Source organism: uncultured Tenacibaculum sp. (assembly GCF_947499065.1).
Lineage (GTDB): Bacteria > Bacteroidota > Bacteroidia > Flavobacteriales > Flavobacteriaceae > Polaribacter.
Genome location: NZ_CANMMT010000002.1, coordinates 616,501 through 629,022, shown reverse-complemented (window position 1 = coordinate 629,022; position 12,522 = coordinate 616,501). Strand labels below are relative to the sequence as shown.

The 12,522-nt window shown below is 29.1% G+C and carries 13 protein-coding genes; 4 read left to right on the top strand and 9 right to left on the bottom strand.

The genetic code is table 11. From position 1 onward, the window contains the following. Positions 1-170: 170 nt before the first annotated feature. The gene (aroQ, locus tag Q0958_RS07215; RefSeq protein ID WP_299121638.1) at positions 171-587 is read left to right on the top strand and encodes a type II 3-dehydroquinate dehydratase; all 417 of its coding nucleotides are present in this window, start codon (positions 171-173) and stop codon (positions 585-587) included. Here the strand turns inward: aroQ and Q0958_RS07210 are convergent. After that, positions 564-1,748 carry a DUF4105 domain-containing protein gene (locus Q0958_RS07210; protein ID WP_299121635.1) on the bottom strand — a complete coding sequence of 395 codons (1,185 nt, stop codon included), beginning with the start codon at positions 1,746-1,748 and terminating at the stop codon, positions 564-566. The two genes, aroQ and Q0958_RS07210, sit on opposite strands and share 24 nt — an antisense overlap. An 84-nt stretch (positions 1,749-1,832) precedes the next feature. Then, positions 1,833-2,810, bottom strand: a complete 978-nt coding sequence (locus Q0958_RS07205; protein ID WP_299121632.1) for an alpha/beta fold hydrolase — start codon at positions 2,808-2,810, stop codon at positions 1,833-1,835. Between the two features lie 102 nt (positions 2,811-2,912). Here Q0958_RS07205 and Q0958_RS07200 point away from each other — a divergent pair, with 102 nt between their 5' ends. Next, positions 2,913-3,653 (top strand): CDP-alcohol phosphatidyltransferase family protein, encoded by a 741-nt coding sequence (locus tag Q0958_RS07200; RefSeq protein WP_299121629.1) that lies wholly within the window; start codon positions 2,913-2,915, stop codon positions 3,651-3,653. Then, entirely contained in the window at positions 3,653-4,078 is a 426-nt protein-coding gene (locus Q0958_RS07195; protein WP_299121626.1) for a GNAT family N-acetyltransferase, read from the top strand. Before Q0958_RS07200 ends, Q0958_RS07195 begins: the two co-directional genes overlap by 1 nt. Positions 4,079-4,085: 7 nt before the next feature. Here Q0958_RS07195 and Q0958_RS07190 read toward each other — a convergent pair whose 3' ends face one another. The 7 genes from Q0958_RS07190 to Q0958_RS07160 all read right to left on the bottom strand — a co-directional run bounded on the left by Q0958_RS07190 (position 4,086) and on the right by Q0958_RS07160 (position 10,175). After that, positions 4,086-4,955 (bottom strand): YihY/virulence factor BrkB family protein, encoded by an 870-nt coding sequence (locus tag Q0958_RS07190; RefSeq protein ID WP_299121625.1) that lies wholly within the window; start codon positions 4,953-4,955, stop codon positions 4,086-4,088. After that, positions 4,955-5,842 carry a mechanosensitive ion channel family protein gene (locus Q0958_RS07185; protein WP_299121622.1) on the bottom strand — a complete coding sequence of 296 codons (888 nt, stop codon included), beginning with the start codon at positions 5,840-5,842 and terminating at the stop codon, positions 4,955-4,957. The genes Q0958_RS07190 and Q0958_RS07185 overlap by 1 nt, the downstream gene beginning before the upstream one ends. After that, the gene (locus tag Q0958_RS07180; protein ID WP_299121620.1) at positions 5,842-7,131 is read right to left on the bottom strand and encodes an APC family permease; all 1,290 of its coding nucleotides are present in this window, start codon (positions 7,129-7,131) and stop codon (positions 5,842-5,844) included. Before Q0958_RS07180 ends, Q0958_RS07185 begins: the two co-directional genes overlap by 1 nt. 117 nt (positions 7,132-7,248) lie before the next feature. Then, a complete protein-coding gene (gene lptB, locus Q0958_RS07175; RefSeq protein ID WP_272149322.1) occupies positions 7,249-7,983 on the bottom strand; it encodes an LPS export ABC transporter ATP-binding protein in 735 nt (244 codons plus the stop codon). A gap of 75 nt (positions 7,984-8,058) precedes the next feature. Further along, complete coding sequence (locus tag Q0958_RS07170) at positions 8,059-8,406, bottom strand: carboxymuconolactone decarboxylase family protein (RefSeq protein WP_299121614.1); 348 nt, start codon at positions 8,404-8,406, stop codon at positions 8,059-8,061. Then, positions 8,381-9,202: a twin-arginine translocase subunit TatC gene (gene tatC, locus Q0958_RS07165; RefSeq protein WP_299121611.1), complete on the bottom strand. Its 822-nt coding sequence runs from the start codon at positions 9,200-9,202 to the stop codon at positions 8,381-8,383. The genes Q0958_RS07170 and tatC overlap by 26 nt, the downstream gene beginning before the upstream one ends. 1 nt (position 9,203) lies before the next feature. Beyond that, a complete protein-coding gene (locus Q0958_RS07160) occupies positions 9,204-10,175 on the bottom strand; it encodes a KpsF/GutQ family sugar-phosphate isomerase (protein ID WP_299121609.1) in 972 nt (323 codons plus the stop codon). Positions 10,176-10,319: 144 nt separating this feature from the next. On the opposite strand from Q0958_RS07160, the gene recQ reads away from it, so the two are divergent. After that, complete coding sequence (recQ, locus tag Q0958_RS07155) at positions 10,320-12,518, top strand: DNA helicase RecQ (RefSeq protein WP_299121607.1); 2,199 nt, start codon at positions 10,320-10,322, stop codon at positions 12,516-12,518. Positions 12,519-12,522: the final 4 nt, after the last annotated feature.

Below are 12,522 nucleotides of genomic sequence, written 5' to 3'. Positions count from 1 at the left end.
TAATACTAAGGTTGATGAAGAAATTGTTCATACAACTTTACTGGGTTTGTTTTATATTTTTAATCAAACCCAATTAATTAATAATAATTTTAAGAAAGGAAGCATTTTAGCTTCCTTTTTTTATGCTTAGAAAATAAAAAGAGTACTTTTACTTATCACAAAACTTAACAATGAAAAAACTTATTATTATCAATGGGCCTAACTTAAATTTGTTAGGGAAACGAGAACCTGAGATTTATGGATCTAATTCTTTTGAAGATATATTTAAAGGATTGAAGAAAAAATATAACCAAGTAGAATTGTATTATTTTCAGTCAAATATAGAAGGAGAGCTTATTAATAAATTGCATGAAGTAGGTTTTTCATACGATGGAATTATTTTAAATGCAGCTGCTTATACACATACATCTGTTGGTATAGGAGATGCTGTTAAGGGGATTGAAACTCCTGTAATAGAGGTGCATATATCTAATGTACACTCAAGAGAAGATTTTAGGCATGTTAGTTATATTGCAGGAGGAGCAAAAGGTGTTATTACTGGGTTTGGAATACAAAGTTATGAATTAGCTATTCAAAGTTTTTTGTAAAAACCAATATCTAACCCCTAATAAAATAAAGAAAGGTATTAAGGTTACTGAGAATAACTGAACATGAGTAATCCATATTATTGGAATTATAAATAATAATAAAAATAATAACTTAATATATTTTAAAGTCCAATTGGGTACTTGATTTTTTGAAAGATAAAAACTTAAAACAATATTTGGCGCAAAAGCCCATAAAAAATTAAAATTATTAGGAGCTGTACTATGGTTTGTAAAAAACCATAAATAAATAATTAAAAAGCCTATAATTCCAGTAAAAAAGGATAAAGTAGTATCTAACCACTTTGTTCTTTTCTTATTTTTAAAGTCTTTATAAGTAATAAATATTCCAAAAATAGAAATTATAAGAATCACTAGAAAAGGACTAATTAAATCACTAATTGATTTTTTTTCTTCAAAATCTAGTAAAGTATTACTTTTCAATACTAAATTTTCCTCTTTTCCGTCTTTTGTAACTTTAGATAAATTTAATGCATTAAATACGTAGTCTGGTAAATATAAATATTCATTAGGAGTAGCAATCTTATCTAATTTACTACCTAATGCAATATTAATACCCAAACTTCCCCAAGTGTTCGGATGAATTTCTTTATTCATTAATTGTCTTAAAGATAGGTCTTCAGACACAAAACTTTCATTAAAAATTAATTTATCTCCTAATATTTGTTGAATAATATCTCTTGGTTTTGTAGCACAATTATCAAAGAATGGATCGTAAAAATAACCTGCATTTTTAGGCATTACGTTTGTCTCTAAAAATTGAAAAAACTGATTTCGTTGTTCTTGTGTTAAATTTAAGATTTGCTCTTTCACCCATCTTTGATCTTGCTGAGAGCTTTTCAGTGCTAAATAAAAAGGATATCTAGCCAATTTATATTTCATATAACCCTTAGTGAAATCTGCATAAAAATTAGGATTATCAAAATCAAAAATACCATAGTTATATATCAAATCTAAGTTTAAAACTGGGTCTTTCACGCGAATAGCTGTATGTCCGAATTTTTCATATAAAACATTTCCAGGTCCTGAAGTAATGATACTAATTTGAGAAGAATTAGATAAATTTAATTTAGGAGAAACTTGCGAAAAACTATAGTTTAAACAGAATAATATAGCAAAGAGTGAAAAGTGTTTTTTTAACATGATATAAAAATCTAAAAAGAGCTAATTAAGCTATACAAATATGATGATTTATGATTACAAAGTTCGCTTTTTTTGAACATTCTTTTAAGTGTTAATTCCTATGTTTTTTGTTATAAACTCTGTAATTCTTTGTTCTAACCATCTATTTTCAGCATTAGAAAAAGAAGACATAAAACCTACATGTCCTCCATAATTTGGAGTTAATAAATAAAAGTTAGATATGCTTTTGGCTTCTTCAATAGGATAACATTCTTTAGATAAAAAACTATCATCCATAGCATTTATAAGCAATGTGGGAACTTTTATTTGAGGTATATAAGGTTTAGCACTAGCTTTTATCCAATAATCTTCAGAGCTTTCAAAACCAAATACAGGTACAGTATATTGCTTTTCTAAATGACGAAATTTAGTAGCCTTAAATAATAAGTCTTTATTAAGTTTAAAATCAGGAAACTTTTCAGATTTTTCTAATAATTTAATTTTCATGGTTTTTAAAAACTCATTCATGTAAATTTTGTTTTTTAATTTACCTAATTCAGCTTGAGAAGTTGTTAAATCGACAGGAACAGATACCGCTATAGCTCCTTTTATTTGATTTGGAACATCATCGTATTCACCTAAATATTTTAAAGTTAAATTACCTCCTAAGCTAAAACCAACTAATACGATGTTTTCATAATTATAGTTAGCTACTATATGTTTAATTACAAAATCTACATCATCTGTTTTACCACTATGATATGTAGCTAATAATAAATTATCTTCTCCGCTACAACCTCTTAAATTCATACAAACCGTATCGAAACCAATAGAGTTTAAATGATTTGAATTGGTTATCATATAATTTGATTCTGAACTACCTTCTAATCCATGAATTAATATAGCCAATGTCTTAGAACCTATAATAGAAAAGTCTAAATCAATAAAATCGGCATCCCAAGTTGTAATTCTTTTTCGAGAGTATTTAATCGTATCCTTCATAAATAAGGGACGATACACCGTATTAAAGTGTGCACTTTTAAAAGGAAAACTTGGGTTGAAATTTGAAGGAAGGATAGGCATGTTTTTCTGTTTATAGCTACTATTAACAAATATGACAAAAAAAAAGTAAAATGTAAAACTTGATAAAATGATTTCTTATTTTCGCTATAAATATTAAAAACTATGAGCGTCAAAAAACATATTCCAAATTTATTAACCTTAGGAAACTTATTATGTGGTACCATTGCAACTATTTTTGCAATTAAAGGAGACTTTGTAGGTACTGCTATTTTGGTGGTAACTGGTATTGTTTTTGATTTTTTTGATGGTTTTGTAGCAAGGATGTTAAATGTTCAAGGAGAGTTAGGAAAACAATTGGATAGTTTAGCAGATATGGTTACTAGTGGTGTAGTGCCAGGGATTGTAATGCTACAATTATTGATTATAGCTTTAAATGTAGATGCAGCAGCATATTTTGGTATTGATATTTATGGAGCAACAGGAAGTAATTTACCATATTTAGGATTATTATTGACTTTAGGTGCTGGGTATAGATTAGCAAATTTTAATATTGATACACGTCAGTCAGATTCTTTTATTGGTATTCCAACACCAGCTATGACATTATTCGTAATAGCTTTACCCTTAATTGTTGAATTTTCAGGACAATCGTTTTTTGTAAATTTAATTCAGAATCAATATTTTTTAATCGTAGTTACTTTATTGTTAACGTATTTAATGAATGCAGAGATTCCTTTATTTGCTTTGAAATTTAAAACTTTCGGATTTAAAGAAAATCGTTTGAAGTATATATTCTTATTGGTTGCTGTTTTATTATTAATCGTATTGAAATTTGTAGCAATTCCTTTAATTATTCTTTTATATGTAGCTTTTTCAGTGGTTAATAACTTGATCAAAGCTTAATGAAAATAGCAGAGTGCACTAGTAAAGAAGAAGGTGAAATTGTTTTAAAAGGAATAAACACTTATAACGATTCGCAAACCGATAGGATTCTTGAAAAAGTTCATGAAAATATAAGGTTAGTAGCTAAAAATGATGCAAATGAGATTATTGGTGGAGTTTTTGGATATATAGGTTATTATGCTGGATTTAAAATCGATATTCTTTGGATGCGTGAAGATACTCGCGGGCTAGGATTAGGAACAATATTACTTCAAGCAGCAGAGAATAAAGCTAAAGAATTAGGTGCTACAATAGCTATTTTAGATACTTTTTCTTTTCAAGCAGAAGATTTTTATTTAAAGAATGGTTATGAAGAGTTTGGACGTATTTCTGGATACCCAAAAGAAAATCAAGAATTCATTTTTTTAAAGAAAAACCTTAAATAGGTATTAATTATTTATGTTCTATTTCTTGTTGAACTATTTTTACTGAATTTTCATTTGGTAAAATAGGAAGGTTCATTTTATCACTTAAAACCTTAAGAAAAGAAGCACCAAGAAAAATAATTTGTGATGTATAATATACCCACAACATTATTAAAACTAAGATACTAGTAGCTCCAAAAGTGGTTGAAATATGACTTTTGCTTAAGTAAAAACTAATTATATACTTACCAATCAAAAATAAAAAAGAGGTAAACAGTCCGCTTATAATTACAGGTTTCAACTTGATTTTTGCATCTCCTAAATACATAAACATAATAGAGAACATGACAGAAGTAACTAGGAAAGATATAATATGTTCAAAAGCATAAGAAAGTAAATAATTATCTTGTAAATGATTAGAATGTTTTAGTAGAAAGCTGTTTACTGAAGTACTTATAATTAGTATAAAGAAAAGAGAAATAAGAATTAAAAAAGATAATAAATGTTTTGTAAAATACTTTATAAGACTGTTTTTAGGTTTTTCTTTAATATTCCATATACTATTAAAAGCATTGTGTATTTGACTAAACATTCCAGAAGCACTTAATATTAGTGTAGCAAAACCTAAAAGCGCTGTAAATAGTGAATTATGATTTGTGTGTTGATTTTTTATAATTTCTTGAATTTCTAGAGAAGCTTCATTACCCATTATATCTTTTAATTGGTTGAAAATTTCACCTGAGACTGCTTGTTTTCCAAAAAACAAACCAAGTATAGAAGTGATAACTATGATGATAGGAAACAAAGAAAAAACGGTATAATATGCTAAAGCAGCACCTTTTTGAAAAGTATTACTATTGAAAAAGTAACTGAAAACATTTTTAAAAAAAGTAATCATTATTGTGTTTTAGTATGAATAGGTTTATCAAAAATATTAACCCCGCCTTTAACATCAAAGTCTAATGTAGTAACATTATAGGCAATAGAGATATTTTCATCTTCAAAACGTTTTTTTATGCGGATAATAATATCACTTTTAGCTTCTAAAAAATCTTTCTGATGCTTAAAATTTATCCAAAAACGAACTTCAAAGTTATAGGTCGAAGCACCAATATCTGTATAGTAAAAATCGATAGTTTCATTTTTAAGTAAACTATCAATTTTATTAACTTCATCAAGAGCTACAGATTTAACCTTTGTTAAATCATCACCATAAGAAACACCGCTTTTTAAAACAATTCGTCGTTTACCGTAAGTAGAGTAGTTGGTAAATGTATTGTTGTAAATTAACTGATTAGGAATAAATACTTCCTGTCCAGTTACTGTTTTTACAGAAGTAGTAATCAAACTAATGTTTTCTATAACTCCAAAGATATTATCAATTTCAACCCAATCGCCAATTTTAAAGGGGTGCTGAACATTTAATAAAAAACCAGCAAATGCATTGGAAGCAATATCCTTAAAAGCAAAACCAGCAACGATACCAACAATACCAGCGCCAGCTAATAGTTTAGTTAATAAACTCTCTAAGCCTAATACTTCAAGGGCTAAAAATGCTCCTGAAAATAAAAAGAAGAAGTATGTGATTGAAGCAATAATTTTTACTGCTTCAGGCTTGGTTTTAAATATTTTTGGATAAAATTTTTGCCCAAAATTTCTAAAAAACTTAGCAACAAAATAAAAACTAATGAGAACTATTAAAGCCAACAAGACTTTGGGTAAAAATTCTACAATTGATTGTTGCCACTTGTTTAATAAAAGATCAATGTTTTTAATATCGTTCATTAACTAACCGATTTTTTTCGTTCAGTTTTCTTGTAAATAAATTCAGCCAGGAAACAAAACAAAATAATTCCTAAAGCTATAAATACATCCGATTTACTTACTGAATAATGTTGTACTAATAATGCTATCATGGCTACGGTACAAAGAATAAAACCTAATAAAGGAATTATTTTTTTACCATTTACCTCTTTGTATAATTTAAATCCAACATAGTTTACCACAGCAAAAATTAGTAAAAATCCAACGCTTCCTGCTGTAGAGATACTTTCTAATTTTAAAGTATTTACTAAAATAATAGTAGCAACTGCTGTTATTAACAGGCCAACAGGTTGGTTCCATAGTTTTCGAGTAAATTCACAAGGTAATTCATCATCCTCAGCAATTTCATAATTAACTCTAGTACCACCATATAAAGAAGCATTAATAGCAGAAAATGTTGATATTAATGCAGCAACAGTAATAATTGTAAACCCAATTTTACCAAGCATAGGTTTAGCAGCTTCAGCTAACACATAATCTTGAGCAGTAGCAATATCAGAAAAAGCTAAAGATCCAACAGTTACAGCTGCAATTATGATATATAATAAAATTACAAAAAGAACAGACCAATAATAAGCTCTTGGAATATTTTTCTCAGGATTTTCAATATCAGGAGCAGCATTGGCTATTAGTTCAAAACCTTCATAGGCAACAAAAATAACCATACCAGCTGTTAACAATTTAAAAGGAGACTCCCAGTGCTCTGGAGATAATTGTTCTAAATGTGGATTACCAAATAATCCATACAAACCAACAACCACAAAGCTTAACAAAATAATAAGCTTAATAATTACTGCATAAGATTCAATTTTACCTACTACAGCAATACTATAATAATTTATAGCTGTAGCTAAAATTACAATTCCGGTAGCATAAATATGAGAGTCAACTATTTTGTCGCTAGTTAATTGAAGTAGGTTAGGAGCATAAGAACCAAAAGCGGATGCATATAAAGCTAACATGATAATATAGCTTACCCACAATAAGTTATTAATTCCTCCACTAAAAATACTAATACCAAATCCTTGATTAATAAACTTTACAGTTCCACCACGATCTGGATATTTTAAAGAAAGTTTTACATAGCTATAAGAAGTAATTAAAGCTATAAGTCCAGCAATTAAAAAAGAGATTGGTGTTCCTCCTTTGGCCATAGCAGCGGCTAAGCCAAGTACAGCAAAAATTCCACCACCGACCATACCACCTATACCAATAGACATGGCTTCTTTTAAACCAATTTTTTTAGACATAATTTTGCGTATTAGTTTGAAAAACTTAAATATATAAAAAATAGGAATTTACTATTTTCTTTATTGTAAGGTTTCGTTTATTAAAAAAAGGAGCATTATGCTCCTTAATATTATGTTTTAAAATTTTTTCTTCTTTAATTCGAAGTCTTTACCTAGATATACTTTACGTACCATTTCATCATCAGCAAGTTCTTCTGGCGTTCCTTCTTTTAAGATACCACCATTGTACATTAAGTAAGTTCTATCAGTAATAGCTAAGGTTGCTTGTACATCATGATCGGTAATTAAGATACCAATATTTTTGTTTTTAAGCTGAGCTACAATACCTTGAATATCTTCAACGGCAATTGGGTCAACTCCTGCAAAAGGTTCATCTAATAAAATAAACTTTGGGTCAGAAGCTAAACAACGTGCTATTTCAGTTCTACGACGCTCACCTCCAGAAAGTAAATCACCTCTATTTTTACGAACGTGACCAAGGCTAAATTCATCGATTAACTCTTCTAAACGTTCTTTTCTTTCAGCTTTTGTTCTATCAGTAAATTCTAAAACAGATAAGATGTTGTCTTCAACAGATAACTTTCTAAAAACAGATGCTTCTTGAGCTAGATAACCAATTCCTTTTTGAGCACGTTTGTACATAGCATCAGTAGTAATTTCTTCATCATCTAAGAAAATATGACCTTCATTAGGTTTTATCATACCTACAATCATGTAAAAAGAAGTGGTTTTACCGGCTCCATTTGGACCAAGTAAACCTATAATTTCTCCTTGCTCAACCTCTAAAGATATCCCTTTTACAACTTTTCTACTACCGTAAACTTTTTGTATGTTATCTGCTCTTAACTTCATTAATTATAACTAATTTATTTCTGAATAGTTTTACGAAAGTACTGTAAAACTACTAATAGAAGACTTAATAATCTGTTAACTGTTTTCTTCTAGTGCTTCCCAAAATTCAACAGCTCTTCTTAAATGAGGAATTACTATAGTACCACCAACTAATGTAGCAATACTCATTGTTTCCATCATTTCTTCTTTAGAAACACCGTTTTTGTATGAACTTTCTAAATGATAAGCTATACAATCATCACAACGTAAAACCGCAGAAGCTACTAAACCTAATAATTCTTTAGTTTTTACAGATAAATGACCTTCTTTGTACGCGTTTGTATCTAAGTTAAAAATACGCTTGATTACTTTATTATCAGAAGCTAAAATCTTATCATTCATTTTAGCTCTATAGTCGTTAAACTCTTGGACTTTTTGTGACATTTTTTTGTTGTTTTTTTATAACAAATTGAGATACATAAATACTTAATTCATATAAAATCATAATTGGTACTGATACAATTACCTGACTAGCAACATCTGGTGGTGTTATGATAGCCGATAAAATTAATACAAGAACCAATGCATGTTTTCTGTATTTTCTTAAAAACTGTGGGGTTACTAACCCTATTTTAGTTAAGAAAAAGATGATTACAGGTAGTTCGAAAAATACAGCTACACCTAACAAGGTATTTGTAATTAAACTAATGTATGCACCTAATTTAAAGTTTTTCACAATAGCATCTCCAATAGAAAAATTATAAAAGAAGTATACCGACATTGGTAAAATTACATAGTAACTGAATAATACTCCTAAAAAGAATAAAAAAGAAGAAGTAAAAATAAAACCTCTAGACTTTTTTCTTTCTGAACTATGTAAGCCAGGAGCAACAAATCTCCAAAATTCCCATAAGATGTATGGAAAAGCAATAACAAAACCTAAAATTAATGACGACCAAATACCTGTCATTAATTCTTCAGTAGGATTTAAAACTTGTAATTCTTGTGCAAATTCTATTTTACAAAAACTACTATCAATTCCAATAGCTGAAAAAACTCTACAAAAGAATTGGTAGGTAGCAAAGTCTGGCTTTAAATGAGCTAATAAAATTTCGTTAAAAACAAAATTAATATTAATAAATATAATTATAGCAACTATAAAAATAGAAGCAAAACTTCTTACCAAATGCCACCTTAATTCTTCAAGATGGTCTAAAAAAGACATTTCTTTTTCTGCCATTTTAAAATATTCCTTCTTTAATTAAATCATGTAAATGAACCACACCTACATAATTATCATTATTATCTGTAACTAAAATTTGTGTAATACTATTGTTTTCAAGTGTTTCTAGGGCTTTCACAGCCATAGCATCAACATTAATAGTTTTTGGATTTTTACTCATAATGTCTTCTGCAGTTAATTCATCAATCTTAGTAGTTTTACTAAGCATTCTACGAATATCACCATCTGTAATGATTCCTAATAGTTTATTATCATTATTAACAACAGCAGTTACCCCTAATCTTTTTTCTGAAATTTCAACAATAACATTGGTTATTTTATCAGTAATAGTAACTTTAGGTAAAAGATTGTTTTTAATTAAATCTGATACACGTAAATATAAACGTTTACCTAAGGCTCCACCTGGATGATATTTAGCAAAATCACTACTTGTAAAACCACGTAAATCTAACAAACAAACAGCCAAAGCATCACCTAATACTAACTGAGCAGTAGTACTGGTGGTTGGTGCTAAATTGTTAGGGCAAGCTTCTTTTTCAACAAAAGAATTCAATAAGAAATCTGCGTTTTTTCCTAAAAACGAATCAGGATTTCCAGTAATGGCTACAATCTTGTTATTTGAATTTTTAATAAGAGGAACTAATACCTTTATTTCAGGTGTATTTCCACTTTTAGAAATACAAATTACTACATCATCTCTTTGAACATTTCCTAAATCTCCGTGTATGGCATCAGCGGCATGCATAAAAACAGCAGGAGTACCAGTAGAATTAAAAGTAGCTACCATTTTATTGGCAATATTTGCACTTTTACCAATTCCAGTAACAATTACTCGTCCTTTAGAATTAAAGATAAAATTAACAGCGTCAACAAATGAACTGTCTAATAAATTTGCTAAATTAGCAATAGCATTACTTTCTAAAAGTATAGTTTCTTTTGCTGTTGAGAGAATAGCGTTTGCGTCTTTCAAGTTAAAAAAGTTTTAAGTAAAATTTAAAGTGTAAAAGTAGGAATATTTAAGAAGAAAAACTTTTTAATAAAAAGAAAATTTCTTTCTTATTTGTAATAGTTTTTTTGTAGTTTAGTTCTCATTTTTAATTTTTGATATTAGAAGATGAATATAGAGCAGTCGGAGTTATATGGATCATTAAAAAAAATATTTGGTTTTAACCAATTTAAAGGTCTACAAGAGGATGTAGTAAATAGCATCCTAAGGAATGAAAACACTTTTGTAATAATGCCAACGGGGGGCGGAAAATCATTATGTTATCAGTTACCAGCGTTAATGAAGGATGGAACAGCCATAGTTGTTTCACCATTAATTGCATTAATGAAAAATCAAGTCGATGCCATTAGAGGTATTTCGGAACATCATGGGATAGCCCATGTATTAAACTCGTCTTTAAACAAGTCTGAAGTTGCGCAAGTAAAATCAGATATTGAGACTGGAATAACCAAGTTACTGTATGTAGCCCCAGAATCATTGATTAAAGAGGAGTATGTTGATTTTTTAAGAAAGCAAAAGATTTCTTTTGTAGCAATTGATGAGGCACATTGTATCTCTGAATGGGGACACGATTTTAGGCCTGAGTATAGAAATTTGCGTACTATTATTAAGCAGATAGATAATGTGCCTATTATAGGTTTAACAGCTACTGCAACTGAAAAAGTCCAAGAAGATATACTTAAAACTCTTGGTATGAGTGATGCAAATGTTTTTAAAGCATCATTTAACAGATCCAATTTGTTTTATGAGGTACGTCCTAAAACAAAGGAGATTGAAAAGGATATTATTCGCTTTATTAAACAACGATCAGGAAAAACAGGAATTATTTACTGTTTAAGTCGTAAAAAAGTGGAGGAAATAGCCCAAGTATTACAAGTAAATGGTATCAATGCACTTCCTTATCACGCAGGTTTAGATGCCAAAACAAGAGCAAAACATCAAGATATGTTTTTGATGGAAGATTGCGATGTTATTGTGGCAACTATTGCTTTTGGTATGGGAATAGATAAACCAGATGTTCGTTATGTAATTCACCACGATATTCCTAAAAGTTTAGAAAGTTATTATCAAGAAACAGGTAGAGCTGGAAGAGATGGAGGAGAAGGTTACTGTTTAACTTTTTATTCATACAAAGACATAGAAAAGCTTGAAAAATTCATGGCTAATAAACCTGTTGCAGAACAAGAGGTTGGTCATGCGTTATTGCAAGAAGTAGTGGGATATGCAGAAACGTCAATGAATAGACGTAAATACTTACTTCATTATTTTGGAGAAGAGTTTGATGAAGTTAATGGAGAAGGAGCGGATATGGATGATAATATGCGTAATCCTAAAAAGAAGCACGAAGCAAAAGATGAAGTAGTTACTTTACTGTCTGTAATCAAAAATACTAATGAAATGTATAAACCTAAAGAGGTTGTAAATACAATAATTGGTAAAGAAAATGCTCTTTTAAAGTCTCACAAAACTACAGGACAACCTTTCTTTGGAGTTGGTAAAGATAAAAGCAATCATTATTGGATGGCTCTTATACGTCAGGTATTAGTCGCAGATTTAATTAGAAAAGAAATCGAGCAATATGGTGTTTTAAAACTAACGGAAGAAGGTAAAAAGTTTATTGAAAATCCAGAATCATTTATGATGACAGAAAATCATGTATATGATACAGATGATGATGGAACAATTATAACAAATACCAAATCAGCTGGAGGAGGCGTAGATAATAAATTAGTAGAAATGCTAAAAGATTTACGTAAGAGTGTAGGTAAGCGTTTAGGAGTACCTCCTTTTGCAGTGTTCCAAGACCCTTCTTTAGATGATATGGCGTTAAAATACCCTATTACTTTAGAAGAATTATCAAAAGTTCATGGAGTTGGAGAAGGTAAGGCAAAAAAGTACGGAAAAGACTTTATAAAACTTATTACAAATTATGTTGAAGAGAACGATATTATGCGTCCTGACGATTTAATTGTAAAAAGTACAGGTGTTAATTCTGGATTAAAGCTATTTATTATTCAAAATACAGATAGAAAATTACCTTTAGAAGATATAGCCAAATCAAAAGGATTGGAAATGGCTGAGCTTATAAAGGAAATGGAAGCTATTGTATTTTCTGGAACAAAATTGAATATTGATTATGCTGTGGATGACTTATTAGATGAAGATCAGCAAGAAGAAATTCATGATTATTTTATGGAGTCAGAGACTGATAAAATACAAGAGGCATTGGATGAGTTTGATGGAGATTATGATGATGAAGAATTACGTTTAATGCGTATAAAGTTTACAAGTGATATTGCAAATTAATAGT

What these genes read in the sequence shown, in the direction of transcription:
- Q0958_RS07180 (WP_299121620.1), bottom strand. Translation starts at nt 7,131, where the DNA reads ATGTCTAAAAAAATTGGTTTAAAAGAAGCCATGTCTATTGGTATAGGT.
- Q0958_RS07190 (WP_299121625.1), bottom strand. Translation starts at nt 4,955, where the DNA reads ATGATTACTTTTTTTAAAAATGTTTTCAGTTACTTTTTCAATAGTAAT.
- aroQ (WP_299121638.1), top strand. Translation starts at nt 171, where the DNA reads ATGAAAAAACTTATTATTATCAATGGGCCTAACTTAAATTTGTTAGGG.
- Q0958_RS07205 (WP_299121632.1), bottom strand. Translation starts at nt 2,810, where the DNA reads ATGCCTATCCTTCCTTCAAATTTCAACCCAAGTTTTCCTTTTAAAAGT.
- Q0958_RS07170 (WP_299121614.1), bottom strand. Translation starts at nt 8,406, where the DNA reads ATGTCACAAAAAGTCCAAGAGTTTAACGACTATAGAGCTAAAATGAAT.
- Q0958_RS07210 (WP_299121635.1), bottom strand. Translation starts at nt 1,748, where the DNA reads ATGTTAAAAAAACACTTTTCACTCTTTGCTATATTATTCTGTTTAAAC.
- lptB (WP_272149322.1), bottom strand. Translation starts at nt 7,983, where the DNA reads ATGAAGTTAAGAGCAGATAACATACAAAAAGTTTACGGTAGTAGAAAA.
- tatC (WP_299121611.1), bottom strand. Translation starts at nt 9,202, where the DNA reads ATGGCAGAAAAAGAAATGTCTTTTTTAGACCATCTTGAAGAATTAAGG.
- Q0958_RS07185 (WP_299121622.1), bottom strand. Translation starts at nt 5,842, where the DNA reads ATGAACGATATTAAAAACATTGATCTTTTATTAAACAAGTGGCAACAA.
- recQ (WP_299121607.1), top strand. Translation starts at nt 10,320, where the DNA reads ATGAATATAGAGCAGTCGGAGTTATATGGATCATTAAAAAAAATATTT.
- Q0958_RS07200 (WP_299121629.1), top strand. Translation starts at nt 2,913, where the DNA reads ATGAGCGTCAAAAAACATATTCCAAATTTATTAACCTTAGGAAACTTA.
- Q0958_RS07195 (WP_299121626.1), top strand. Translation starts at nt 3,653, where the DNA reads ATGAAAATAGCAGAGTGCACTAGTAAAGAAGAAGGTGAAATTGTTTTA.